The following is a 25439-nucleotide window of genomic DNA, read 5'->3' as shown; positions in this document are numbered from 1 at the left end:
GGTCAGGGCGCGCACGCCATAGCCGTGCGTGCCTGCCACTCTAAACGGCCAGCAGGCCACGGATTTCAGGGGCCGCAGGATGTCGCTCGCGGAGCAGATCGAACAACAACACGACGATGCCGGCTGGAGCGCTCACCTGCAGTTGCGCTTCGTCAAACGCGACAAGGTGACCCGCCTTGGTGCGTGGCGGCATTTCGGACCTCTTTTGGTGCAGCGGCCATTCTATCCCGAAGGTGCACCGTGCCATGTCTACGTGCTGCACCCGCCCGGAGGGATCGTCGCTGGCGACCGCCTGGAGCTGGATATCCAGCTGGAGCCGGGCAGCCACGCGCTGCTGACCATGCCCGGCGCCAGCAAGTTCTACCGCAGCATCGGCCCGACCGCGCGGCTGGTCCAGCGTTTTCACCTGGGCGCCGACAGCACCCTGGAGTGGCTGCCGCAGGACAGCATCTTCTTCTCCGGCGCCCGCGCCAGCCTCGACAGCCGTTTCACCCTCGAAACGGGGGCGCGCCTGCTGGCCTGGGAAACCCTGTGCCTGGGGCGCCCGGTGATGAGCGAACGGTTCGATCACGGAGCCCTCGACAGCCGCTTGCACATCGAACTGCCCGACGAAGTGGGCCTGCACGAGCGCCTGCGCGTCGAAGGCGGGCGCCTGAGCAAGCTTGGCGGGCATCCGCTGCTGGCCACCTTCTGCGCCGCACCCGCCGACCAGGCCGTGCTGGATCTGGTGCGCCCGCTGCTCGACGAGATGGCCAACCCGGCCGGCGCGACCCTGCTCGGGTCGTTGCTGGTGATTCGCGTGCTCGACCATGACAACCAACACCTGCAACGCACCCTGCAACGCCTGTGGCATGTGCTGCGCCCGGCCGTCCTCGGCCTGCCGGCCTGCCCGCCGCGTATCTGGGCCACCTGAGAGAGCGCCATGGAGCTGACCCCGAGAGAGAAAGACAAACTGCTGCTGTTCACCGCCGCGCTGCTGGCGGAGCGGCGCCTGGCCCGTGGCCTGAAACTCAACTACCCGGAAGCGGTGGCGTTGATCAGTGCCGCCGTGCTCGAAGGCGCCCGTGATGGCCGCACCGTCGCCGAGCTGATGAGCCTGGGGCGTGAAGTATTGAGCCGCGAGCAGGTAATGCCTGGCATCGCCGAAATGCTCCACGACGTGCAGGTTGAAGCGACCTTCCCGGATGGCACCAAGCTGGTGACCGTGCATGACCCCATCGTTTGAAATTGCCCAGGAGCCCCGCATGATCCCAGGTGAAATCCAGGTCGCCGCCGGCGACATCGAGCTGAACAGCGGCCGCGCGACAGTAAGCGTCAGCGTGGCCAACCATGGCGACCGGCCGGTGCAGGTCGGCTCGCACTACCACTTTTACGAAGTCAACGAGGCGCTGGTGTTCGAGCGCGCGCCTACGCTGGGCTTTCGTCTGGACATCCCCGCGGGTACCGCCGTGCGCTTCGAGCCTGGTCAGGCGCGTACCGTGCAACTGGTGGCATACGCCGGCAAGCGCGAGGTCTACGGCTTCCAGGGCAAGGTGATGGGCGCGCTGGAGGGCAGGGCATGAGCCGCATTTCCCGCCAGGCCTATGCCGACATGTTCGGCCCCACCGTGGGCGACCGCGTGCGCCTGGCCGACACCGCGCTGTGGGTCGAGGTGGAGCACGACTTCACCATCTATGGCGAAGAGGTAAAGTTCGGTGGCGGCAAGGTCATCCGCGATGGCATGGGGCAGGGCCAGATGCTGGCTGCCGAAGCCATGGACCTGGTACTGACCAACGCCCTGATCATCGACCACTGGGGCATCGTCAAGGCCGATATCGGCATCAAGCACGGGCGTATCGCGGTGATCGGCAAGGCTGGCAACCCCGATGTGCAGCCGGGCGTGAACGTGCCGGTGGGCCCCGGCACCGAGGTGATCGCGGCCGAGGGCAAGATCGTCACCGCCGGTGGTGTCGACTCGCACATCCACTTCATCTGCCCGCAGCAGGTGGACGAGGCGCTGAACAGCGGTGTCACCACCTTCATCGGCGGCGGTACCGGGCCAGCCACCGGCACCAACGCCACCACCTGCACGCCCGGCCCCTGGTACCTGGCGCGCATGCTCCAGGCTGCCGACAGCCTGCCGATCAACATCGGCTTGCTGGGCAAGGGCAACGCCTCGCGGCCGGAAGCGCTGCGCGAGCAGATCGCAGCCGGCGCCGTGGGCCTCAAGCTGCACGAAGACTGGGGTTCGACACCAGCAGCCATCGACTGCTGCCTGGGCGTGGCCGAGGAAATGGACATCCAGGTGGCGATCCACACCGACACCCTCAACGAGTCCGGCTGCATCGAAGACACCCTGTCGGCGATCGGCGACCGCACCATCCACACCTTCCACACCGAGGGTGCTGGTGGCGGTCACGCCCCGGACATCATCCGCGCGGCAGGCCAGGCCAACGTGTTGCCTTCCTCGACCAACCCGACCCTGCCGTACACGGTCAACACCGTGGACGAGCACCTGGACATGCTCATGGTTTGCCACCACCTGGACCCGAGCATCGCCGAAGACGTGGCCTTTGCCGAGTCGCGCATCCGCCGCGAAACCATCGCCGCCGAGGACATTCTCCACGACATGGGCGCCTTTGCCATGACTTCGTCCGACTCCCAGGCCATGGGCCGGGTTGGCGAGGTGGTGCTGCGCACCTGGCAGGTGGCCCACCAGATGAAGCTGCGCCGCGGGCCACTGGCGCCGGACACCAGCTACAGCGACAACTTCCGGGTCAAGCGCTACATCGCCAAGTACACCATCAACCCGGCACTGACCCACGGCATCGGCCACGAAGTGGGCTCGGTGGAAGTTGGCAAACTGGCCGACCTGGTGCTGTGGGCGCCGGCGTTCTTTGCGGTCAAGCCGGCCCTGGTGATCAAGGGCGGAATGATCGTCACCGCGCCCATGGGGGACATCAACGGTTCCATCCCCACGCCGCAACCGGTGCATTACCGCCCGATGTTCGGCGCCCTGGGCGCGGCGCGGCATGCCACGCGCATGACCTTCCTGCCCCAGGCGGCGATGGACCGTGGCGTGGCCGAGGAGTTGAACCTGCGCAGCCTGATCGGCGTGGCCCACGGCTGCCGCCGGGTGCGCAAGCCCGACATGGTCCACAACACTTTGCAGCCGCTGATCGAGGTCGATGCGCAGACCTACCAGGTGCGTGCCGACGGTGAACTGCTGGTCTGCGAACCGGCCCGCGAACTGCCGCTGGCCCAGCGTTACTTCCTGTTCTGAAGGAGCACCGATGATTGTCTTGACCCGCCGTATCACCGAGCCCGGCACGCTGGGCGAAACCGGCACCGTTACCCTGGACGTGGACAGCCGCATCAAGAGCCGCCTGCGGGTGACCCTGGATGATGGTCGCGAGGCCGGGCTGATGCTCGAACGCGGCCACCTGCTGCGCGGAGGCGAACTGCTGGCCGATGCCGAGGGCACCCAGCTGATCCGCGTGCTGGCAGCGCCCGAGGCGGTGTCCACGGTGCGTTGCACCGACCCGCACCTGCTGGCCCGCGCCGCCTATCACCTGGGCAACCGCCATGTACCGCTGCAGATCGAACCCGGCCTGTTGCGCTTCCAGCACGACCACGTGCTGGACGACATGTTGCGTGGCCTGGGCCTGACGGTAGAGGCCGAACAGGCACCGTTCGAGCCTGAAGCGGGCGCCTATCAGAGCGCACCGCACAGCCACAGCCATAGCCACACCCACGGCCACGATCACCCGTTCGTGCGCCTGCCTGCCCATTCCTGAACTGCCTGGAGCAACCGATGAAAAAGACTTTCGCCCTGTTTCTGCTGATGCTGGCTCTGCCTGCCTTCGCCCACCCCGGGCACGACGCCAACCCGCTGCAGGACGGCCTGCTGCACCCGCTGACCGGTCTTGACCACCTGCTGATGCTGCTGGGCACCGGTGTGCTCGCCGCGCTGACCCGGCGCAACCTGACGCTACCCCTGGCAACCCTGGCGGCGATGTTTGGCGGCGCGGTGTGCGGCCACCTGTTCGGCGATGTACTGGGTATGGAAACCCTGATCGCCCTGTCGCTGCTGGTGGCTGCGGGTGCAGTGCTGCTGCCCAGCCGCCAGCTGCTGCTGGCAATGGCCATGCCGGTGTTCGCCCTGTTCCATGGCTGGGCCCATGGCGTGGAAGCCACGCCAAGCGCGTTCTGGCAGTTCAGCGCCGGCTTCGTCACGGTCAGCGGCCTGTTGCTGGCGGCCGGCTTTGCGGTCGGTTGCCTGTTGCGCAGGCATAGCGGCCTGCAGAAGGCCTTTGGCGGCGGCCTGCTGGCCGGCGCCGCGCTGGTACTGGCTGGTTGATGGACAGCGACCTGGCGCTGTTGCGCCTGCTGCAGCTGGCCAGCCCTGGCTTGCCGGTGGGTGGCTTCACCTACTCGCAAGGCCTGGAATGGGCGGTCGAGGCGGGCTGGGTACGGGACGTAGATGGTTTCGCTGCCTGGCAGCGCGAGCAGATCGACGACACCCTGGCCTGCCTCGACTGGCCGGTGCTGGCGCGCTTGTACCACGCCTGCCAGGCCGAGGACGCCGAAGCCTTCTGCCACTGGAGCCGCTTTCTGCTGGCCAACCGTGAAACCGCCGAGCTGCGCCTGGAAGAACAGCAGCGCGGCGCGGCGCTGGCACGGCTGCTGGACGGCTGGCAACTGGGCCAGGCGCCGGCCTGGCGGGCCAGCCTCGAACTCACCCAGCTGGGCGGTATGGCCTGGCTGGCTGCGCATTGGGCGATCCCTCTGCGCCAGTTGGCCCTGGGCCATGGTTTTGCCTGGCTGGAGGGCGCGGTAATGGCCGGGGTCAAGCTGGTGCCGTTCGGCCAGCAGGCCGCCCAGACCTTGCTGCGCGACCTGGGGGCAGGGCTGCCCGCGGCCCTCGACCAGGCACTGGGCCTGGGCGATGACCAGCTTGGCGGCGGCCTGCCGTTGCTGGCCATTGCCTCATCGCGACACGAAACCCAATACACCCGTTTGTTCCGTTCCTGAGGACTGCCTGCATGCAAAGCTATCAACAACCCCTGCGCGTCGGTGTCGGCGGCCCGGTCGGCTCCGGCAAGACGGCGCTGCTCGAAGCCTTGTGCAAGGCCATGCGCGACCATTACCAGATCGCAGTGGTCACCAACGATATCTACACCAAGGAAGACCAGCGCATCCTGACCGAAGCCGGGGCCCTCGAGCCGGAGCGCATCGTCGGCGTGGAAACCGGCGGCTGCCCGCACACGGCGATACGTGAAGACGCCTCGATGAACCTGGCGGCGGTCGAAGCACTGGCGCGCAAATTTGGCAACCTCGAGGTGATCTTTGTCGAAAGCGGCGGTGACAACCTGAGTGCCACCTTCAGCCCTGAGCTGGCCGACCTGACTATCTACGTGATCGACGTGGCCGAAGGCGAGAAGATCCCGCGCAAGGGTGGACCAGGGATTACCAAGTCGGACTTCCTGGTGATCAACAAGACCGACCTGGCGCCCTATGTGGGGGCTTCGCTGGAAGTGATGGAGCGCGATACCCAGCGCATGCGCCCGCAGCGGCCATGGACCTTCAGCAACCTGAAGAAGGGCGAGGGGCTGCAGGCGGTGATCGACTTCATCGTCGAGCGCGGGATGCTGGGTGTGCGCGGGTGATGTAACGGGTTGAACGCAGTCTTGACCATGGCGCAATTCCTGTGGGAGCGGGTTTACCCGCGAACACCGGCGCAGCCGGTGCCACCCACCGCGTTGGCTTCTTCGCGGCTAAAGCCGCTCCCACAGGGATATATGTTGCCTCACGTTATGTATGGCAGCAGTGAGGTTTATCCGGCTGCCCGTCATAACGGTCATGGTGCCGCACCCAGTCCATGGTCCCGGCCTCGTTGCGCCCCAGTGGCGCGATGTCGAGGAAGTTGTAGGTGTTGACCAGGATGTCCAGCCCGCGGGCATAGGTCGAGTAGGTGTGGTACACGCTGCCGTCCTGCTCGCGGTAGAACGCACTCAGCCCGGGAAGCTCGCTTTCATCGCCCTCATATGGCTCATAGTTGTACTGCCGCTGGCCCTCGCTGCCGACGCTGACGCCAAAGTCCTCGTTGAAGCCGCTGCCATGTGACGAATACCAGGGGAACTGCCAGCCCATGCGCCGGCGGAATGCCTGGAACTCGGCATACGGCGCACGCGACACCGCCACCAGCGACACGTCGTGATGGGCCAGGTGCAGGTTGGCGCCGTCAAAGTGGTCGGCCAGGAATGAGCAGCCGTGGCAACCTTCGCTCCAGCCTTCGGCGAACATGAAGTGGTAAACCAGCAGTTGGCTGCGGCCTGCGAACAGGTCGGCCAGGCTCAGTTCGCCGTCCGGTCCCTGGAAGCGATAGTCGTGCTCCACCTTGACCCAGGGCAGGGCGCGACGGGCTGCGGACAGCGCGTCGCGGTGGTGGGTGAAGGCCTTTTCGTGCAGCCACAGCTGCCGGCGGGCCGCCAGCCACTGGCTGCGGGAAACCACCGGGTGCCTGCTTTCGCTCGTGCTCATGGTGTTATCTCCACATTGGGGGGATTCACACACTAGTCGAGCACGGGCGGGTTGAATCGACAGGTCGCGGCGGCCCGGCGATGAGTGGTACCGTTCAGCCCGAATGGGCGATATGCCCTTCGGTCAGCTCATCCGCTGCTTCGTCTTCCCCTGGCAGTGCGGTTATCACACTGAAGTCGCTGATTTCCACCTGGCCACCACCATAGCCCAGCAAATGGAAGGAAAACGCCTTGCGCGCTGTCGGGTTGTCGAAGCTGAACTCCATCTCCAGCGGCTCGTCGGCAGTGACTTTCACTTCGTAAGGCAAGCCCAGCGGTACGTCCTGCTCCAGCTGCTTGGCCTTGAGCTGGATATAGGCTGCGCGCTTGGGGTCCAGTGAACGTACCTTGACCCGTACGCGGGTATGCGAACCCTCGGGCATTTCCAGGTACTGGGCGCCGATCAGGTTGTCGGCCCAGTCATCTTTGATGCGCTTGCGCAGCTGGATCGGCGATGGGCCGCCGAACTGGTAACGCAGGTTGAGCGGTGTCTGCAGCAGGGACTGGTCGAGCACCCCGGCGAGGGCACCGATCTGCTGGCCCAGCAGGTTGTCGCCGGGGCCAAGGTAACGTGCCTGGTCGGTGATGAAGCCCTCGCTGGCGTAACGCCGGCAGCGCTGCTGGAAGTCGCATTCGGTGAACACACCCCGGCCGTCGTGATAGCGCAGCATGCCGTTGGTGTAGGAGATCATTTCACGACCGCTGTCGTAATCGCGGTACAGCGAGCGACCGCCGAGCGCCATGGGGATGGGCAGCGCAAAGTAGTCGAGCAGCGAGGTGGCCAGGTCGATATGGCCGTAGGTGCCCCGCTTGATCCGTGGCAACTGCGCCTGCTCCGGCGCCAGGGTGAGGTTGAAGCCCCAGGACGAGGCCAGGCGCACACCGTCGATGCCGTGGGACTCGTCCGAAGTCACTACCACCAGGGTGTCCTTGAGTACACCCTGGCGTTCGAGGTTGTCGAGAAATGCACCGAGTGCATCGTCCAGGTAGGCGACTGCCGCCTGTTTCGGCGTGTCGTAGCGCTCCATGTACTCGAACGGCGCCGAGTAGGGCTGGTGGGTGCCCACGGTGAGCAGGGTCAGCATCCATGGCTTGTCCTGCTTTTGCAGCTGGCCGACGTAGTCCAGCGCACCCTCGAAGAAGGAGCGATCATCCTTGCCCCAGGGGAAGTCCAGGTAGTTCTTGTTGCGGAACCACTCCTGGCCGTGCACCGAGTCAAAGCCGATGTGCGGCATGATGCGGTCCTTGGCCATGAAGCGCAGGCCGGCACCCTGCAGGTAGTGGGTAGTGAAGCCGGCCTGGCGCAACTGCGCTGGCAGGCAGGCCTGGTTGCGTTCGTTCTGGGTCAGCAGTTCCATGCCCTTGGGCGTGCCGTTGGCCAGCTTGTCATAGTCACCGCAGAGCATCGCGTAAAGGCCACGGATGGTCTGGTGGGTATGCAGCACGTAGTCCGGGGTGTTCATGCCGCGCTCGGCCCACTGGCTGAGCTTTGGCATCAGCTCTTCGTCGAAGCGGCTGTGCAGGGCCTGGCGGTTGGGCCGCAGGTAGGCCCCGGGGATGCCTTCCACGGTGATGATCAGCAGGTTGCGGGCGTTGCCTGGCCCGGCGAGCAGCCGCTGGCCATGCAGGTCGGACTGGGTCAGGCCGGTACTGGCCAGAGGGGTGAAGGTTTGTGTGCGGCCCATCCAGCCTTCGACCTGGCGCTGCAGGTTGCCGGCCCCGGCCGAAAGCAACTGGTGGGTGAGGTTGTATTGCCGCCATTGGTCGGCGTCGGAAGGTACCAGTTGCTGGCTGCCCCAATGGGCGCCAAACAGCAGCAGCGGAATGGCCCAGGCCTTGCGTGGCAGCGGTTGGCTGCGTTGGCTACGGCTGCGCCAGGCGATGGCCAGCCAGCCCAGCAGGCCGGTGCCCATGATCCAGGGCAGCCAGGCATGGGCCAGGCCGCCACCGGTCGAGTTTTCCATGAACTGCGGGTCGAGCAGGTATGTCAGGTCAGCGCTGGTGGGCAAACGGCCGACCGCGCTGACCAGTTCGGCCGAAGCCACCCAGAGGGCCGCCCAGGCCAGCAATACGGGGAGCGCCAACCACCACGGCCGACGGTGCAGCAGCAAGACCAGCAGGCTGCCGAGTGCGAGGTCGGACAGGTAACCGAGCGGGTTGGACCAACCCAGCATGGCGCGCGTACCCAGTGGGATCACCAGTACCAGGGTCGCCAGGGCGACAAGCCGGGTACGTGGGTGGTCTGACAGGTTCTTCACGAAAACATCCCTTTTGCCATTAAATCGTCATGCAACTGTGCTTGATGATAACAGGCCGTGGCATGGAAGGCGGTCCGGGACAAGACTGGTAACCAAAGCCGGGCCCCTTCGCGCGGGCCCGGCCGAGGGCAAGTATCAGAAGTAGTAGGGGAATTTCAGGCTGAAGGAAAAGTCGGGCGCGTCATCGGTCAGACCAATGGACAGGTTGGGCACGATGGTCAGGTTGTCGGTGGCGGCGAAGGTCATGCCGATGTTGAAGTTGGCTGCGTTGTAGTCGCTGTTGGAAATCGACTGCCAGTCACCGCCATCCGGCTTTATCTTGCTCTTGCGGGCGAACTGGTCGGACACCGAGAACGACATGCTCATCTTCTCGTTCAGGGCAAAGGCGATACCGCCGCCGATCTGCCAGGAGTCGCCCAGCTTCACGTCGCCGGGCACCTTGCTGTTGACCTGTGGGCTGATGTCGCTGAACGAGTCTTCCATGTTGTAGGTGTACGACAGGCTGCCGAACAGCACGGCCGGGTCGAACGTCTTGACCAGCGAGATGCCCGGCGTGATAGACCAGACGCCGTTGCCGGTCGGCAGGCTTTCCGGTACCGACAGGTTGTCGTTGCCCTCGACCTGGCGCAGTTTGATGCCATACGGGTCTTTGCCGGTCGGTGCCTTTATGCGCAAGGTAGCGACGGCGTCAGGCCAGGTCTCGTCTTCGTCGAGGAACTTGTAGGCGACGCCGACGTTGACGTCGCCAATTTCCGGGTCGCGGGTTACGGTTTCGTCCGAGGTGCTCGCCCCGGCTCCCCCCGCACCGCCGGAAGAATAAGTGGATTCGCGGTACACCACCGGGACGTTGATGTCGAACTGCCAACGCTGGGCGAGGTTGTAGCGGGCAGTCATGTCCAGGGTCCAGTTATCTGCCTTCACCCGGTCAAGGTTGATACTGCCGAGGAAGATCGAGTCCAGTGCCAGGAAGCCGTTGAGCACCAGCGCCCGAGTATCGTAGTGGGTATAGGTGACACCGGTCTCGAAGCTGAACTTGCCGCCGCCGAAGAAGCCGCTGGCCTCGTCATACAGGTTGGACACGCTCTGTGCCGGTTCGGCGTCGGCGGTCAGCGCCTGGCCATAGGAGCTGCCGGTGGTGCCCGGTGCGCCCGATGCCACCGTCTGTGCGCCCTTGACCCCTTCGGCCGGGGACCTGACCAGGCGTTTGGGCGGTGGTGCTGCCGGGGTTTCCTCGACCTGGCGTACGCGCTGCTCCAGCACCATCAGCGCTTGCTGCTGGGCTTCGTAGCGACGTTTCAGTTCCATCAGTTCCTGCTTGAGGGCCTCAACCTGTGGGTCGGAGGCGGCGTAGAGCAATGTGGCCGGGGCCAAAGTGGTCAAACACACAAAAGCTTTGAGCGATAAAGATCGGTGCATGGAATTGCCGTCCCTGCCGACTACTTTTGATGAGACTGAGCGTAGATCAGTATCCGAATGTGCGAAGACCTTTGAGCTGATCGAGGCTACCGTTCAGCGACGCGGCTGTAGGCACGCTTTCACGCATCACCACATTGAGCGTGGTGACGTTGCTCACCCGGTTGCCATTGCCCAGCAGCGTCGAATTCTGCATCAGGCCACCCTGCGCCAGGCGCTGTACGCTGCTGCCCTGGTTGTTGCTGGCATTGATATTGAACTGCACCCCTACGCCGCTGGCAGACACACTCAGCGCACCTGCGCCGTTTTCGCCCGTCAGCGTCTGGCCGTTGGCCAGTGTTTGGCCCTGAGGCTGCACGGCGGGCGCCTGGTTGGCCTTGGAGACATTGATGGCGACATCGTTGTAGGCGGTGTTGTTGTCGCCAGCGGCGCGTACCACCTGGGTAACACCCTCTGTGGTGTTGAGGCCGGCACCGCCCGTGACGGTACCGGTACCTGGTGCGGTGGTTCCAGCTGACGCTGTGCCAGTGCCGCTTTCGTCGATCAACGACACATAGAATTGCGGTTTGATGGTCGACTGCTGAATCTGCATCGTGCTCGTGGCACCGATCACGTCCCCTTTGGCATTCTGCCAGGTGCTGGACATGACAATGCCGAAACTCACGATCCGCCCCGGCATCACGTAGCGGCCACGCAGGGTCGCCAACTCATGGTCCTTCAGCTCGATGGGCTTGAACGTTTCGGCATGGGTGGGAAGGCTGACGGCCAGGCATGCGATCGCGAGCCAGAATGGGTTCTTCATTGGGGTGCTCCCCGGAGCCTCGTGCTCCTTGTCGTTGCAAGAGTCGTTAGAAGAAGTCGCTTTTGATGAAACCGAAGTCCAGCAGCTCTGCATCCTGCACCGGGGTGAAGTTGTTCACCCGGCCCTTGGCGGTCAGCGGCAGGGGCGGGTCGAGCAGGATGTTGTTCTTGTCGTAGCCTTGGCCGATGACGGCGAAGATGATGCCGTTCCAGCCCTTGAGAAAATCTTCGACCTTGTAGCGCTTGTGACCCAGTACCGGGTCACCGATATACACCCAGCCCTTGTCGACCTTCTGCATGACCACGAAGTGCTTGTAGCCGCGCACGTCCATCAGCACCACGACCGGGATGCGCACGCTGTGCAGGGTCTCGGGTGCCACCCGGTAGCCGCGGGCACGCATCCCCAGGCTTTCCACGTAGCGTTTCATGTCGAGCATCGAGAAGCCTTGCGTGCGCACCAGGTCCTGGTCGGCGTGGGCCAGCATGCCTTCGATGATCTGTTGCTCGTCCACATCCAGCCAGTAGGCCTGGCGCAGGATGGTGGCCAGCGCGGCGGCGCCGCAGCTGAAGTCGGTTTTCTGTTGCACCAGGTCGGCGAACTTGCGCTCGCGTATGCTCTGGATGGGCTTGAACACCACAGCGCCGCCCGGCAGGACGGACAGCGGCATTTGTGCAGCTTCGCTCATGCTGGCCAGGCACAGCAAAAACGCCAGGGCAATGATGCGCATGATCGGATGCCTTCCGGTTCTGTTGAAGAAAGGCCCCCCGAAGGGGGCCTCAAGCACAGCGATCAGAACGAGGTGTTGGAGATGGCCAGCGAGTTGCTCTGCTGGTTGCCCACACCGGCTGCCACGTTCACGCCCAGGTTGCCACTGCCGCCATTCACCGAACCACTAAGGGTTGCAGTGTTGGTAACAGGGTTTGCCCAGCCGGTCGGGGTCAGCACTTGGAAGGACACGGTATTGCTCAAGTCGTAGGCACTGCTTTCGCTGTAGCTCTTCGACACGTCGTTCGACGATTGAGACGATTTCTCGCCAGACTTTTCAAACGCCGATTCCGATGCATTGGCATAGGACGACTCGTGAGCCTTCTCATACGAGGAGTCGCGAGACTTCTCGTAGCTCGATTGGCGAGCCTTGTCATACGACGAGTCGAATGCCTTCTCGAACGACTTGTCGTAAGAGCTTTCCCGCGAGTGGTCGACATCCACATTGAGCGATGCATTGAGCGAGGCATCGAAGCTGTCGGTGCGAGTGCGCTCGTGACGGCCGTAATCGGTGGTCGTGGTGCGGGTCGCATCGGCTGCCGCGGCCAAGGAGGCGCTCAGGCTGGCACTGCTGGACGAACTGGCGTTGCCGGCCATCGAACCACTGGCGTTCCAGCTGTTGGAGCCGCTGGCAGTGGAACTGTGCGAACCACTGGCGTTCATGCTGCTCGAACCGCTGGAGTTCCAGCCACTGGAGCCACTGGAGCTGGCACTTCGCGAGCCGGCCACGCTGAAGCTCGATGACGAGCTGCGGTCGTCGGTCGAATTGAACGTGCCCTCACGCGAGCTGGAACCGCTCTTGGTGGTGGTGATGGTCAGCGTATCCACCCGGTAGGTGCGGTCGGCGCCGTTGTTCACCGTCAGGCCTGGGCCGTTCTGGTCGGCAGAGGCGGTGGCAGTGGCATTGCCCAGCGGGGCACCGGTGTTGGCGATGGCCATGGTGTTCTTCTGCTGGTTCAGGTCGCCGCCAGCGATGTTGATGCCGACGTTACCCTCCGCACCATCGGCCGAGCCGGCCATGACTGCCGAGTTCTGGGTGGACCAGTTGTCGACACGGTTGTTGTTGCTGAACTGGCGAACGTCAGCGGTGGCTTCGGCGGTGCCGAACACGAAGCTGTTGTCCAGGCTGGACTCGGACGATGCATTGGCAATAGCCGCAGCATTGTCCTGCTGGTTGCCGTTACCGGCTGCCACGTTGACACCCACGTTGCCGCTTGCACCTGTGGCCGAGCTGCTCATTTCAGCTTCGTTGATGGTGCCTTGGTTGGTGATGGTGTTACCCGTGCTGCGTTGGCTGTCCATGGCGTTGGCTGTGGCATACACAGGGATCCGGGTGGGAGGAGGGGTGTGATGCCCGTTATTGTGGTGACCATTGTGGTGCCCGCCACGCCGGTCGTTCTGATCAGCTTGTACAGCAACAGCCATGACCGCAGCAATTGCGAAAACCAGAGGCTTGATTGCCATCGAGGGTTTCATGGTGATTCTCCGTACTTTTAGGTTAAGTGTTGTTCTTAACTGGATGGGTCAATCCGCGACCCGGATGCTCAAGGTGTTGGCCATTCGGTTTCCCACCCCGGCACTCTGGTTCAACTGAATCACTCCACGGCTACCGGTGAAGGCCTGGTCACTGGTGGTGACCTGGCGATTGCCAGTTGAAGTGTCAATCGGACCGGAGTTGTTGAGCAGCGCCACGTTCTGTTGCATGAGGACGCTGTCGTCGATGCTTTGCGGCTGGGCACCGAGACTGATGCTCAGTGCGTTCGCTTGCTGGGTGTTGGCGCCGGCGCTCTGGTTGACCCCCAGGGCGCCGCTACCGTTGCTGAAGGCGTCGCCCTGTATGGTCGAGCGCGCGTCCATCGCGGAAGTTGCGGGGGCGTTCAGCCGTTGGCGGATCTGCGTGGTGGCGCCAGCCTCGGGCCCTGCGGCGAAGGCGCGCGCGTTGGCCTGTTGCTGTAGGTCGCCGGCTGCCTGGTTGACCGACAGGTTGCCCTGGTAACGGCTGCCCGAGCTGTCGATGTCGGCGTTGTTGATCACGGGGACCGGGGATTGCGCGAAGGCCGATGTACTGCACAGCGTGACCAGGATCAGCAGCGTGTGCTTCATCTCACTTGCCTCCGGTCAGGATCTGCAGCGGCGCCAGGCCGCGCTGCACACTCGAGTTGACCATGTTCGAGATGCCATTTCCCGAGCCTGTACCGCGGCCACCGGCCAGGTTGGGCAGTTGGGATTGGTTATTGAGGTTGCCGCCCAGGTTGTTGGTCTGCTGGGTAATCAGGGTGCTGATGCCCGCACCGCTGCTGATGTTGGCGAAGTCGCCATCACTCAGTTCGTTGGTTTGCTTGAGGATGTGAGCGGAAGGATTGGCATTGACGGTGGTGGGGTTGGGGTCGGGTCTTAACGGCGGGACCATAGCGTTGCGTGTCTGCACATCACGGGTTATCACGATGATGCCGTTGTCGGCCTGGGCCGTCAGGCTCAACGAACCCAGCACATAGCCCATCAGCAGCAGGTGATAAAGGCGTTTGTCAGTTTTCCTCACGACGGCAACTCCTTCAATGAGCGCTGGCCCTGTTCAGCGATGTGAACGACGGAGCAGAAGGTGTGCCGCTTTCGAGAAGCGGTTTCAGATCAAAAGGTTAAGGTAGGCACCATGACAAGCTGCGGCATATTCTGTCTCAGGGCTGAAACAGGCACCCGCGAGTGGTGCAGGCAAAGTCAGTGCTGGCCTTGATTGGAAGGGTTTTTGCAAGAGTGTTTCAGCGCCTTGACATTACTTTCGACGCCCCGCAAGACCTCATGTTTTCAGGGGCTTCGCCCCACAAGGGTGTGTCAGTGGGTTAACACTCGGTGGGGCAGGATGGCGTATTGCTATCAATGAGCTTAGCGACTGTTTGCAGTGCCAGCAACTGGCGTTGTGGCCAATTGCCCTCAATTATTTTGTACGCTTGCTCATGCCGTTGCAGCCAGTGCAGGCTGTCGTCGAAAAAGCGCTGGCGGTCGCGCAGTTCGGGCTGGCTGCGCTGGCCATCGGCAACCCAATCCACGCCTTGCGGGCTCAGCAGCAGGTGCAGGTGGTAATGCCGCGCCAGCAACGACTGTTCCAGCCAGGCCGGGCAGTCGCCGAACAGGGCGTGGCTCCAGAGCATGTTGCTGAGCAGGTGAGTGTCGAGAATCAGTAGCGACGGTGCCTGCTCACGGGCCTGGTCTTCCCAGGCCAGCTGACCACGAGCGATGGCAGGGATATCGGCATAGCAGGTGTCGCGGCGTTCCTGATCGATGAAGTGGCGCACGTATTCGGCCACCACCACGCCGCCGAAATGCGCCTGGATCACACCGCTCAGCCAGCTCTTGCCGCTGGATTCCGGGCCGCACAGCACCAGTACTTTCATGGATTGTGCCGCGCTCATGGCTGCACCAACGCCGGGTCACGGCGCCATTCCAGCCAGCCGCGCACGGCAATCAGTGTGAGCACGGCGAAGAAACCGGCGGTGAAGTACAACTGCTGGTGCAGGTACTGGCCCACGTAGACGATATCTACCACTACCCACAGCGGCCAGCACTGCAGGCGCTTCTGCGCCATCCACAGTTGTGCCACCAGGCTGAAGCCGGTCAGGGTGGCGTCCAGCCAGGGCAGGGCGGCGTCGGTCCAGGTTGCCATCGCCGCGCCCAAGGTGGCGCTCAACAGCACCCCGCCGGCCAAACCGACGAGCAATGCCGGGCGCTGCAGGCGGGTGACCTGGCGGGCGTCTTCAGCATGGCCCGGGCGCTTCCATTGCCACCAGCCGTAGACCTGCAGGATGGCATAGGCCAGTTGCAGCAACATGCCGGAGTACAGCTTCACCTCGTAGAACAGCCAGCCATAGATCAGCACCATGACCAGACCAATGGGCCAGCACCAGGCGTTCTGCTTGACCGTGAGCCAGACAGCGGTGACGCCGAGGACGGCGGCGATGAGTTCAAGGCCGGACATCGGCGATCCTTGGAGACTACGAGGAGGGGCGCGATTGTAGCTGGTCGGCCAAAGAAGGTGTAGGGCGTTGGGGCCTTTGGGGCCACTCCCATAGGACTGCACATAACTTTGAGTCAGCAGGGATCCTGTGGGAGCGGCTTTAGCCGCGAACACCGGCGCAGCCGGTGCCAAGCACTGCGCTGGGTTCTTCGCGGCTAAAGCCGCTCCCACAGGGTACGCGGATTGCTTGCAATTTCAGTTATCTAGGCGACAGCGCAGCCCAAAGGGCTTGGCCATCTCCCACAGGGGCTGGCCTTATACCCGGAACTGCCGCAACAGCTGCTCCAGCTCTTCGCTCAGCTGCCCCAGCGCCATCCCGGCATCGCTGGACTGCCGCGCCGCATCGGCGGTCTGCTGAGACAACCCGGCAGTATCCAGCACGTTGCGGTTGATCTCTTCTACCACGTGCGACTGCTGCAAGGTGGCGCTGGCGATGGAGGCATTCAACGCCGTGAGGTTGTTCAGTGATTGGTTGATGGCATCCAGGCTGGCACCGGCCTCGCGGGCCTGCTCGACCGTCTGGCGCGAGGCCTCGCTGCTGGTGTCGATGGCTTTGACCGCAGCGTCCGACTGGCTTTGCAGGTGCTCGATCATGGTATGGATCTCGGCAGTCGACTGCGCCGTGCGCTGGGCCAACAGGCGCACCTCGTCGGCGACCACGGCAAAGCCACGGCCCTGCTCTCCGGCCCGCGCCGCCTCGATGGCCGCATTCAACGCCAGCAGGTTGGTCTGTTCGGCGATGGAGCGGATCACATCCAGTACACCACCGATGCGCGTGCTGTGCCCGGCCAGTTCACGGATCACCTGCACGGCCTGGTCGATGGTCAGCGACAGCCGGTCGATCTGCGCCAGGCTGCCGTGAATGGCCTCCTGGCCGTGTGCCACTTGCTGTTGCGCGGTACGCATTTCACCAGCGGCCTGCTCGGCGGTCTTGGCCACGTCTTGCACGGCGTAAGTCACTTCGTTGACCGCAGTGGCCACCTGGTCCATCTGCAGCGACTGTTGGGCGCTGTGCTGCTGCGCGGCACCGGCGTTGTCGCCGACATGCCCGGCGGACCGGGCCAGGGCATGGGCCGCGCCTTGTAACTGGCCGACCACGCCTTGCAGCTTGCCATTGAAGCGGTTGAAGTGCTCGCCCAGGTGGGTGATTTCGTCACGGCCGTGAGTATCCAGGCGTCGAGTCAGGTCGCTTTCTCCACTGGCGATGTTGCCCATGGCCTGCACTGCTTCCTGCAACGGGCGGGCGATGCTGCGCGCAATCAGCATGACCACCAGCGCCATCAGCAGGGCGATGGCCACGCCCACCAGCGAGGCGTCGCGCAACTGGCGGGTGAATTCGGCCTGCACGTCATCGACGTACACGCCTGAGCCGATGATCCAGCCCCAGGGCTTGAACAGCTGGATGTAGGACGTCTTGGCCACCGGCTCGCTGGCACCGGGCTTGGGCCAGCGGTAGTTGACCGGCCCGGCGTCCTGCTGCCGGGCCAGGGCGACCATCTCGTTGAACACGGCAAAGCCGTCGGGGTCGCGGATGGCCGACAGGTCCTGGCCGTCGAGCTTGGGGTTGGCCGGATGCATGATCATCTTCGGCCCCAGGTCGTTGATCCAGAAGTAGTCATCGTGGTCGTAGCGCAGCGCCCGCACCACTTGCAGCGCCTGTTGCTGGGCCGCTTCACGGCTGAGCGTGCCGGCTGCCTCCAGGCCTTGGTAATAGGCCAGCACACCGGCTGCGGTCTGCACCACGTGGCGGGTTTTCTCCGCTTTGGCCTGGTACAGGTCACCGTGGATCTGGCGCAGCATCAGCAGGCCCAATACCACCAGCATGGCCACCGCCACCAAAAGGATCAGCCACAGACGGCGGCTGATAGACATCGATCTCAGGGTTTTCATACCACAGCTCCCGCATTGTTCTTTTTATTCAGGCGCATCCAAGCATGCTTTGCGCGAGGCCCCCACACGACTAATGGCTAAGTGCTATCCATTCAATAGTCTGCAGCAGCTTGTACAAGGTGATTGCGAAGGCGCTCTGCTAGGATTTCGGCTGCGCAAGATGAAACCTTTAGGCGGCGTGAACTTTTCTACTGGCATTACGCCCAACAGTCGCTGTAAAACAGCCGGGCCGCGCGCGGCAATTTCAAGCAAATCAAGAACAAGGGGCCTGCAACGAGCAGTGCTCCATCGGGGGAACGATGGATTTTTGGACTGCCTTCCAGGCAATCATCTTAGGCGTGGTCGAAGGGCTGACGGAGTTTCTGCCAATCTCCAGTACCGGTCACCAGATCATCGTCGCCGACCTGATCGGGTTTGGTGGCGAACGGGCCATGGCTTTCAACATCATCATTCAGCTGGCGGCGATCCTGGCGGTGGTGTGGGAGTTTCGCGGCAAGATCTTCGACGTGGTCTTCGGCCTGACCAGCCAGCCCACGGCGCGGCGTTTCACCGGTAACCTGTTGCTGGCGTTCCTGCCGGCAGTGGTGCTGGGCGTGCTGTTCGCCGACCTGATTCACGAATACCTGTTCAACCCGATCACCGTGGCGGCTGCGCTGGTGGTGGGCGGGGTGATCATGCTCTGGGCCGAGCGCCGCGAGCACCGTGTGGAGGTGGACCACGTGGACGACATGCGCTGGAGCCACGCGCTGAAGATCGGCTTCATCCAATGCCTGGCGATGATCCCGGGCACTTCGCGCTCCGGTTCGACCATTATCGGTGGCCTGCTGTTCGGCCTGTCGCGCAAGGCAGCGACCGAGTTCTCGTTCTTCCTGGCGATGCCAACCATGGTCGGTGCGGCAGTGTATTCGGGCTACAAGTACCGCGACCTGTTCCAGCCTGGTGACCTGCCGGTATTTGCCATTGGTTTCGTGACTTCGTTCATCTTTGCCATGATCGCCGTGCGTGGCCTGCTCAAGTTCATTGCCAACCACAGCTACGCGGCGTTCGCCTGGTATCGCATTGCCTTTGGCCTGCTGATTCTGGCGACCTGGCAGTTCGGCTGGGTCGACTGGGCGACGGCCCATGGCTGAGGTGGCACGGGGGCAAAGGGTGGAGGGCGTACGTAATGTGCGCCTGAAGCTGCTGCTGTTGGGCCTGCTGTGCCTGCTGCCCGCCCTGGGCGCGGCGCGCATGGCCTGGGTCGACCAGGCCTGGTGGCCGCTGGCGTTGTACCCGGCAATGAGCCTGATCAGCCTGCTGCTGTATTGGCAGGATAAACAGCAGGCGCGTACCCAGGCCTGGCGTACGCCCGAGAAGGTGCTGCATGCCAGTGAGCTGCTGGGCGGCTGGCCTGGGGCGCTGCTGGCGCAGCAGCTGTATCGACACAAGACTCGCAAGGTGTCGTACCAGCTGGTGTTCTGGGGGATTGTGCTGGTGCACCAGGTGTTCTGGGCGGACTGGCTGTTTCTTGGCGGGCGGTATCTGCCCTTCAGTTGATATGTGATTGTGCCGGCCCTTTCGCGGGTAAACCCGCTCCTACAGGTACAGCACAAGACTTCAGCCCAGTGGAGAACCCTGTGGGAGCGGGTTTACCCGCGGAAGGGCCAGCACAGGGAATTCACAATAGCAATCCCACCTGCAACCGCTTCGGCAACCGCCGCACCACCAGCTGGTGCGAGCGTTGCAACAGATCACACAGTTCATCACGCCCCAGCGGGTAGGGTGATGCCATGCTGATCCACCGCGCCCGTGCCAGATACGGCGCAGGCCGCACCCCTGGGCGGTCGCAGTAGCCAAGAAACAGTTCGTCGGCCACTTTGAACGATAACCCCGCACCCGCCAGGTCGAGCACCGCGAACATCTTGTTGCCTGCCACGGAGAACACCCGGATGCCGCCCCATTTGTAGTCTCCCCGTGCACCCGGCAGGCTCAGGCAGAACGCTGCCACCTGGGCTTCGCTCATGTTTCGCTCAGACATACTTTTCTCCACAGGCCTCGAACGACGCCGCCAGGTGGTCGATCCATACCCGTACCGCAGGCAGCAAGCCGCGCCGGTGCGGGTACACCGCCTGCAGGTAGCCACCCGGCAGCGACCAGTCCGGCAGCAGGCGCACCAGTTCGCCGCGCGCCAGTTCTTCTTCACAGAACATGCTGGGCAGCGCGGTAAACCCGAGGCCTGCCCGTACAGCAGCATTACGTACTACGAAATCATCGATGGCAAGGCGCGGTTCCAGGGCGATTTCCTGCTGTTTTCCATGGGGGCCGAACAGGCGGAAGTGTACCAGCCGGTCCGCCTCGGCAGCGCCCAGCACCGGCAATGATGCCAGTTGGCCCGGTTCGCGGATGTGGTCGGCGAAACCGGGCGCTGCAACCAGTTGCATCTGCGCCTGGCGCAGGCGGCGGGTGACCAGGGCCGGGTCTTCATCGCCCAGGTCGCGTACGCGCAGGGCCACGTCGATACCTTCGGAAATGAGGTCTACCCGGCGGTTGAGCAGCACCATGTCCAGTTGCACCAGCGGGTACTGCGCAAGAAAGCGGCTGATCACATCCGGCAGAAAGGCGTGGGCCAATGCCACCGGGCACGACACCCGCAAGCGCCCACGCGGTTCGCTGCTCATGCTGGCCACGGCTTCGTCGGCGGCTTCGGCTTCCAGCAGCATGGCCTGGCAGTGATGCAGGTAGCGCTCGCCCACCGCGGTGAGCTTCAGTTGCCGTGTAGTGCGTTGCAGCAGGCGCGTGCCCAGGCGTTCTTCTAGCTCGGCGATACGCCGCGAAAGGCGCGATTTGGGGATGCCCAGCTGGCGGCCGGCTGCGGCGAAACCGCCGGCTTCGACTACTCGGGCGAAGTAGAAAAGGTCGTTGAGGTCTTGCATGGGAATGTCTCACTGTTCCACCAGCAGGACAAATTAACGCATTTTTGCTGCCTTATCAGCCATTGTTGATGTCGGTAGGATTCTCCCCATCGTGATCGCCCAATGTCGCGGTCTTCATTCACAGGAGAATCCCATGAAACTGTTGCACATCGATTCGAGCATCCTGGGCGACAATTCCGCCTCCCGCCAATTGAGCCGTGAAGTGGTCGAAGCCTGGAAAGCCGCCGACCCGAGCGTGGAAGTGGTGTACCGCGACCTGGCCGCTGACGCCATCGCCCACTTCTCCGCGGCTACCCTGGTAGCGGCTGGCACCCCGGAAGACATGCGCGACGCAGCCCAGGCCTTCGAAGCCAAGCTGAGCGCGGAAACCCTGGAAGAGTTCCTGGCTGCCGATGCCGTGGTGATTGGTGCGCCGATGTACAACTTCACCGTGCCGACCCAGCTCAAGGCCTGGATCGACCGCGTTGCCGTCGCCGGCAAGACTTTCCGCTACACCGAAGCCGGCCCGGAAGGCCTGTGCGGCAACAAGAAGGTAGTGCTGGTGTCCACCGCCGGTGGCCTGCACGCTGGCCAGCCGACTGGCGCCGGGCATGAGGACTTCCTCAAGGTATTCCTGGGCTTCATCGGCATCACCGACCTGGAAATCGTCCGCGCCCATGGCCTGGCTTATGGCCCTGAGCACCGCAGCCAGGCGATCGATGCTGCCCAGGCGCAGATTGCCAACGAGCTGTTTGCTGCTGCCTGATCCTGCTGTCTTGCGCAAGCTTCAAAGGCTTGCGCGAACTCTGTGGGAGCGGCCTTGTGTCGCGAAAGGGCCGCAAAGCGGCCCCAGAGATCTCGGTGTAAACGCTGACATCCTGGGGCCGCTACGCGGCCCTTTCGCGACACAAGGCCGCTCCCACAATCAACCTCAGGCCACTGGAATAGCCGGGTCAGCCGCTGCCAGCGCCGCAGCACGTTCGGCCGCCGGCGGATAGATCCACACTGTATTGATCTGCGCCTTCAACGCCTTGGCTTCGGCCTTGTCCTCCGGTGGCGACACCGTGCGTTCCCACCCTTCGGTATACACCGCCCCCCAGGCCCCAAGGTCCAGGCAGGTCACGTACTTGGGCTGGCTGTAGGTCTTCGGTGCCACGCCAATCAGCTCGGCTGCCGCATTGTTGCCCGCATGACGCCCCAGCGGAATCGCATGCTGGCAGGACATCACCGCATGATTGCCAGCCTCGTCGCAGGCGGCGTAGGCCACATCACCCGCCGCGTACACGGCATCATTGCCTTTCACCTTGAGATTGCCATCGACATGCAAGCGGCCCTGACGGTCGCGCTCGCCACTGATCTGTTCGGTGAGCGGGTTGGCCTTGAAGCCCACGGTCCAGATCACCGTGCTGGCGTCGATGCGCTTGCCGTTGTCCAGCACCACGCCGGCAGAATCGACCGAGGCTACCGTGGCACCACAGATCCACTCCACGCCAAGGGCCTCGGAGGCCTGTTCGATGGCTGGGCGGATGCCGTCACCCAGGGCCGCACCAATCCTCGCGCCACGGTCGACCACCACCACGCGCAATGCCGCGTCCTCGCCGAGGATTTCGCGCAGGCGGGCCGGCAGTTCGGTGGCGGTCTCGATGCCGGTAAAACCTCCACCGGCCACCACCACGGTATTGCGCGCCGGTGTGTCGGGCAGGTTGGCCAGTGACTTCAGGTGGGTTTCCAGGCGCGCGGCGCTGTCGAGCTTGTCGACATCGAACACATGCTCGATGCCGACCATGTCGGGCCGGTTGAGCACGCTGCCGCAGGCCATGATCAGGCGGTCGTAGGGCAGGGTGCATTGGGTTCCGCTGCGGGTGCGATAGCCCACACGGCGGGCCGCTTCATCTATATGAAAGGCCGTGCCCTGCACGAAGCGGACGTTGGCGGCATCGAACAGCTCCTGCAACGGCGCGGCCATGGTATGTACGTCGGGTTCGTAGAAGCGCGGGCGCACATGCAGCTCGGCCTGGGGTGCAAGCAAGGTGACCTCGACATCCTTGCGGCCATGGAGGTCAAGCTGGCGGGCGGCGCTGAGCGCGCTCCACAGGCCGGCAAAGCCCGCGCCTATGATCAGGATCTGCTTCATGGTTGTGCTCCTCTAAAGTTCGGTTAACAAGGTAGACCCTGTTGCTGGATGTTGGGGAGCGAGCATGCTTCAGAATGTTGGCGGCGTGATCACCCAGATCACCACGGCATCGACTTCACCGGGGTTGCCGTAGCGGTGCGGTTCCTGGCTCGAGAAGCTGAAACTGTCCCCTTCACCCAGCTGGAAATGCCGCTCGCCCACCCACAGCTCGAAGCTGCCGCTGAGGATGTAGCCGGCCTCTTCACCGTCGTGGCTGTAGCTCTGTTGGCTGTAGCTGCCCGGAGGGAAGCGCGAATGCAGGATTTCCAGCTGACGGTTGGGCTGGGGCGTGAGCAGTTGATCGACGATACCGTCTTCGTAATGCACGCTCAGGCGGCTGTTGCGTCGTACCACATAGCCCTGGTCTTCGGGCGCAGTGATGGCTTCGCTGGCGAAGAACCACTGGATGGTCACCCCCAGGCTGCGGGCGATGTTGAACAGCGCCGGAATCGATGGATAGGAGAGGTTGCGCTCCAGCTGGCTGATGTAGCCGGCGGTCAGCTCACTGTGCGCGGCCAGCTCCGCCAGGGTCATGCCACGGCGCTTGCGCAGGCCGCGAATGCGGCTGCCGAGAAACTGCGGCGCGGCGCCCCCGGCTTCGCTGGCGGGGGGCTGGGGGAGTTGGCTCATGCATGTCGGTCCATCGTAAAAGCCGCAGTATGTACAGCCTCAGAGCGCCCAGGCAACCGTCAGGCCATCGTGAATCGCTTCTTCGGCGGTACGCGGCGCCAGGCAGTCGCCAATGCGGCGCACCTCGACCAGGCCGGCCAGCTCCGTTGCCAGGCGGTCTTCCGGTTGATGGCCCTGGCACAGTACCAGGGTGTCGATTCCTTCGAAGATCATCGGCTCGCCGCTGGCGGTGTGCTGCAGGTACACCGTGTTGTCGTCGCAGCCATACAGGCGGGCATACGGTGTGATGGGAATACCCAGGCGATGCAGCTCGCCGGCCAGTTGGTCGCGCACGTACAGCGGCAGGCTTTCGCCGCAATGGGTGCCATTGACCGCCAGCTGCACTTGGTGGCCGTCGCGTACCAGGCGTTCGGCGATGCCGGGGCCGATCCAGTCGCAGCGCCAGTCGATCACCAGTACCGAGCGGCCCGGTTTTGCTTCACTGCGCAGTATTTGCCAGGCATCCACCACCTGTAGATCACCGGTGCGCTCGAAGGCCGGCCAGTAGGGGGTGGCACCGGTGGCGGCGATCACCAGGTCGGGGCGTTCCCGTTCGACCAGTGCGCGGTCGACCCGGGTGTTGCGCACCACTTCCACGCCCGCCAGGGCCATTTCCCGTTGCAAGTTGGTGCTGGCGCCACCGAACTCGCTGCGCCGTGGCAGCAACTGGGCCAGCAGCACCTGGCCACCGAGCTGCGGGCCAGCCTCGTACAGCGTGACCTGATGCCCGCGCGCAGCGGCCACGGCGGCGGCTTTCATGCCTGCGGGCCCGCCACCGGCCACGAGGATGCGCTTGGGGCGGGTGGTGGGTGGCAGTTGCTCGTACTGCAACTCGCGGCCAGTCTCCGGTCGCTGGATGCAGGAAATGGGCAGGCCGCGGTGGAAATGGCCGATGCAGGCCTGGTTGCAGGCGATACAGGCACGTACGTCCTCGACCTGGCCATGCTCGGTCTTGTTGGGCATCTGCGGGTCGCATATAAGCGCGCGGGTCATGCCGCAGACGTCGGCCTGGCCACGGGCCAGGATCAGTTCGGCTTCCTGGGGCTGGTTGATACGCCCGGTGACGAACAGCGGGATGCCCAGGTGTTGTTTGAAGGTGCCGGCCTCACGGGCCAGGTAGGCCGGTTGAATGGCCATCGGCGGCACGATATGCACGGCGCCGCCGAGGGACGCCGACGTGCCGGCAACGATGTGCAGGTAGTCGAGCTGGCCTTGCAAGGCAACCGCTGCGGCCAGCGATTCGTCCTCGCTCAGCCCCTGGCTGTCGCGCTCGTCGGCACTGATGCGCAGGCCGATGATGAACTGCTCGTCGGTAGCCGCGCGGACGGCGGCCAGCACTTCGCGCAGGAACCGCAGGCGCTGCTCCAGCTCACCGTTGTAGCCATCCGAGCGCTGGTTTACCCGCGGGTTGAGGAACTGCGCAGGCAGGTAGCCATGGCTGGCCACCACTTCAACGCCATCCAGCCCGGCCTGGTGCAGGCGGCGGGCAGCGCTGGCATAGCCCTGGACGATCTCGTCGATCATCGCCTGGTCCAGCGCGCGCGGCATCACCCGGAAGCGTTCATTGGGTACCGCGGACGCCGAGTAGGCCACCGCCAGCAAGCCGTCCGCCGACTCCATGATCTCCCGCCCGGGGTGGAACAGTTGCGACAGCACCACGGTGCCATGCTCATGGCAGGCCTCGGCAAGCTGGCGGTAGCCGTCGATGCAGGCATCGTCGGTGGCCATCAGCACATGCGAGGTGTAGCGAGCACTGTCATGCACCCCGGCCACCTGCAGCACGATCAGGCCGACGCCACCGGCGGCGCGGGCGCGCTGGTAGGCGATGAGCTTGTCGTTGACCAGGTTGTCGGTAGGCAGGCAGGTGTCGTGTCCGGTGGACATGATGCGGTTCTTCAAGCGTTTGCCGCGGATCTGCAAGGCTTCGAACAGATGAGGGAAGGCGGTCTGCATACAGGCGGCTCCGGTGCGATGTTGTTCTTGTTTTTTTATAAAAGTGTAGCGCCAGT

General features: G+C 64.0%; 27 protein-coding genes. 11 read left to right on the top strand and 16 right to left on the bottom strand.

Features of this window, described 5'->3' with window-relative positions; translation table 11 throughout:
* Positions 1-79 precede the first annotated feature (79 nt).
* From MJ643_RS00530 to ureG, 8 genes are read left to right on the top strand one after another with little or no spacing between them, the layout of a single operon-like run.
* Complete coding sequence (locus tag MJ643_RS00530; protein WP_013972447.1) at positions 80-913, top strand: urease accessory protein UreD; 834 nt, start codon at positions 80-82, stop codon at positions 911-913.
* Between the two features lie 9 nt (positions 914-922).
* Positions 923-1225, top strand: a complete 303-nt coding sequence (locus MJ643_RS00525; protein ID WP_003256923.1) for an urease subunit gamma — start codon at positions 923-925, stop codon at positions 1223-1225.
* A 19-nt stretch (positions 1226-1244) separates the two neighbouring features.
* On the top strand, positions 1245-1562 hold the full coding sequence (locus MJ643_RS00520) for an urease subunit beta (RefSeq protein ID WP_015270155.1): 318 nt from the start codon (positions 1245-1247) through the stop codon (positions 1560-1562).
* Positions 1559-3262, top strand: coding sequence for an urease subunit alpha (ureC, locus tag MJ643_RS00515; RefSeq protein ID WP_038409585.1), 1704 nt, complete (start codon positions 1559-1561; stop codon positions 3260-3262). Before MJ643_RS00520 ends, ureC begins: the two co-directional genes overlap by 4 nt.
* 10 nt (positions 3263-3272) lie before the next feature.
* Positions 3273-3776 carry an urease accessory protein UreE gene (gene ureE / locus MJ643_RS00510; protein ID WP_024087024.1) on the top strand — a complete coding sequence of 168 codons (504 nt, stop codon included), beginning with the start codon at positions 3273-3275 and terminating at the stop codon, positions 3774-3776.
* A gap of 17 nt (positions 3777-3793) precedes the next feature.
* Positions 3794-4339 (top strand): HupE/UreJ family protein, encoded by a 546-nt coding sequence (locus MJ643_RS00505; RefSeq protein WP_023663411.1) that lies wholly within the window; start codon positions 3794-3796, stop codon positions 4337-4339.
* Entirely contained in the window at positions 4339-5013 is a 675-nt protein-coding gene (locus MJ643_RS00500; RefSeq protein WP_013972452.1) for an urease accessory UreF family protein, read from the top strand. Before MJ643_RS00505 ends, MJ643_RS00500 begins: the two co-directional genes overlap by 1 nt.
* A gap of 11 nt (positions 5014-5024) precedes the next feature.
* Positions 5025-5648 carry an urease accessory protein UreG gene (gene ureG, locus MJ643_RS00495; protein ID WP_010953755.1) on the top strand — a complete coding sequence of 208 codons (624 nt, stop codon included), beginning with the start codon at positions 5025-5027 and terminating at the stop codon, positions 5646-5648.
* A 145-nt stretch (positions 5649-5793) separates the two neighbouring features.
* Here ureG and MJ643_RS00490 read toward each other — a convergent pair whose 3' ends face one another.
* The 11 genes from MJ643_RS00490 to mcpP form a co-directional block, all read right to left on the bottom strand.
* Positions 5794-6522 carry a thioredoxin family protein gene (locus MJ643_RS00490; protein WP_023660795.1) on the bottom strand — a complete coding sequence of 243 codons (729 nt, stop codon included), beginning with the start codon at positions 6520-6522 and terminating at the stop codon, positions 5794-5796.
* A 94-nt stretch (positions 6523-6616) separates the two neighbouring features.
* On the bottom strand, positions 6617-8818 hold the full coding sequence (locus tag MJ643_RS00485) for an LTA synthase family protein (protein WP_024087026.1): 2202 nt from the start codon (positions 8816-8818) through the stop codon (positions 6617-6619).
* Positions 8819-8953: 135 nt separating this feature from the next.
* The gene (locus tag MJ643_RS00480) at positions 8954-10234 is read right to left on the bottom strand and encodes a transporter (protein ID WP_024087027.1); all 1281 of its coding nucleotides are present in this window, start codon (positions 10232-10234) and stop codon (positions 8954-8956) included.
* Positions 10235-10280: 46 nt separating this feature from the next.
* Positions 10281-11033, bottom strand: coding sequence for a hypothetical protein (locus MJ643_RS00475; protein WP_023660798.1), 753 nt, complete (start codon positions 11031-11033; stop codon positions 10281-10283).
* Between the two features lie 46 nt (positions 11034-11079).
* On the bottom strand, positions 11080-11760 hold the full coding sequence (locus MJ643_RS00470) for a C39 family peptidase (RefSeq protein WP_013972457.1): 681 nt from the start codon (positions 11758-11760) through the stop codon (positions 11080-11082).
* A gap of 62 nt (positions 11761-11822) precedes the next feature.
* On the bottom strand, positions 11823-13274 hold the full coding sequence (locus MJ643_RS00465; RefSeq protein WP_024087028.1) for a hypothetical protein: 1452 nt from the start codon (positions 13272-13274) through the stop codon (positions 11823-11825).
* A gap of 48 nt (positions 13275-13322) precedes the next feature.
* Entirely contained in the window at positions 13323-13901 is a 579-nt protein-coding gene (locus tag MJ643_RS00460) for a hypothetical protein (RefSeq protein WP_013972459.1), read from the bottom strand.
* A gap of 1 nt (position 13902) precedes the next feature.
* On the bottom strand, positions 13903-14337 hold the full coding sequence (locus tag MJ643_RS00455; RefSeq protein ID WP_013972460.1) for a hypothetical protein: 435 nt from the start codon (positions 14335-14337) through the stop codon (positions 13903-13905).
* 298 nt (positions 14338-14635) lie between these two features.
* Positions 14636-15205, bottom strand: a complete 570-nt coding sequence (locus MJ643_RS00450; protein WP_013972461.1) for an AAA family ATPase — start codon at positions 15203-15205, stop codon at positions 14636-14638.
* Complete coding sequence (gene pnuC / locus MJ643_RS00445) at positions 15202-15768, bottom strand: nicotinamide riboside transporter PnuC (protein ID WP_013972462.1); 567 nt, start codon at positions 15766-15768, stop codon at positions 15202-15204. The genes MJ643_RS00450 and pnuC overlap by 4 nt, the downstream gene beginning before the upstream one ends.
* A 294-nt stretch (positions 15769-16062) precedes the next feature.
* A complete protein-coding gene (gene mcpP / locus MJ643_RS00440) occupies positions 16063-17697 on the bottom strand; it encodes a methyl-accepting chemotaxis protein McpP (RefSeq protein ID WP_013972463.1) in 1635 nt (544 codons plus the stop codon).
* A 299-nt stretch (positions 17698-17996) separates the two neighbouring features.
* On the opposite strand from mcpP, the gene MJ643_RS00435 reads away from it, so the two are divergent.
* Positions 17997-18827 carry an undecaprenyl-diphosphate phosphatase gene (locus MJ643_RS00435; protein ID WP_003258998.1) on the top strand — a complete coding sequence of 277 codons (831 nt, stop codon included), beginning with the start codon at positions 17997-17999 and terminating at the stop codon, positions 18825-18827.
* Entirely contained in the window at positions 18820-19233 is a 414-nt protein-coding gene (locus MJ643_RS00430; protein ID WP_023660800.1) for a DUF1294 domain-containing protein, read from the top strand. Before MJ643_RS00435 ends, MJ643_RS00430 begins: the two co-directional genes overlap by 8 nt.
* Positions 19234-19354: 121 nt before the next feature.
* On the opposite strand, the gene MJ643_RS00425 is transcribed toward MJ643_RS00430, so the two are convergent.
* Together MJ643_RS00425 and MJ643_RS00420 are read right to left on the bottom strand one after the other, a co-directional pair.
* A complete protein-coding gene (locus MJ643_RS00425) occupies positions 19355-19714 on the bottom strand; it encodes an MmcQ/YjbR family DNA-binding protein (protein WP_038409588.1) in 360 nt (119 codons plus the stop codon).
* The gene (locus tag MJ643_RS00420; RefSeq protein ID WP_013972466.1) at positions 19707-20609 is read right to left on the bottom strand and encodes a LysR substrate-binding domain-containing protein; all 903 of its coding nucleotides are present in this window, start codon (positions 20607-20609) and stop codon (positions 19707-19709) included. The genes MJ643_RS00425 and MJ643_RS00420 overlap by 8 nt, the downstream gene beginning before the upstream one ends.
* Positions 20610-20742: 133 nt before the next feature.
* Between MJ643_RS00420 and MJ643_RS00415 the strand changes: the two genes are divergently transcribed.
* Complete coding sequence (locus tag MJ643_RS00415) at positions 20743-21354, top strand: FMN-dependent NADH-azoreductase (RefSeq protein ID WP_003258995.1); 612 nt, start codon at positions 20743-20745, stop codon at positions 21352-21354.
* Between the two features lie 165 nt (positions 21355-21519).
* Here MJ643_RS00415 and MJ643_RS00410 read toward each other — a convergent pair whose 3' ends face one another.
* The 3 genes from MJ643_RS00410 to MJ643_RS00400 form a co-directional block, all read right to left on the bottom strand.
* Positions 21520-22722 carry an NAD(P)/FAD-dependent oxidoreductase gene (locus MJ643_RS00410; protein ID WP_208209332.1) on the bottom strand — a complete coding sequence of 401 codons (1203 nt, stop codon included), beginning with the start codon at positions 22720-22722 and terminating at the stop codon, positions 21520-21522.
* Positions 22723-22791: 69 nt separating this feature from the next.
* Positions 22792-23391: a cupin domain-containing protein gene (locus MJ643_RS00405; protein WP_015270174.1), complete on the bottom strand. Its 600-nt coding sequence runs from the start codon at positions 23389-23391 to the stop codon at positions 22792-22794.
* Between the two features lie 39 nt (positions 23392-23430).
* Positions 23431-25383 (bottom strand): FAD-dependent oxidoreductase, encoded by a 1953-nt coding sequence (locus MJ643_RS00400; protein WP_013972469.1) that lies wholly within the window; start codon positions 25381-25383, stop codon positions 23431-23433.
* Between the last annotated feature and the right edge of the window lie 56 nt (positions 25384-25439).

This window comes from Pseudomonas sp. PNPG3, from assembly GCF_023093815.1.
GTDB classification, from domain to species: domain Bacteria; phylum Pseudomonadota; class Gammaproteobacteria; order Pseudomonadales; family Pseudomonadaceae; genus Aquipseudomonas; species Aquipseudomonas asiatica.
This window is presented reverse-complemented; position numbering and strand designations above follow the sequence as displayed.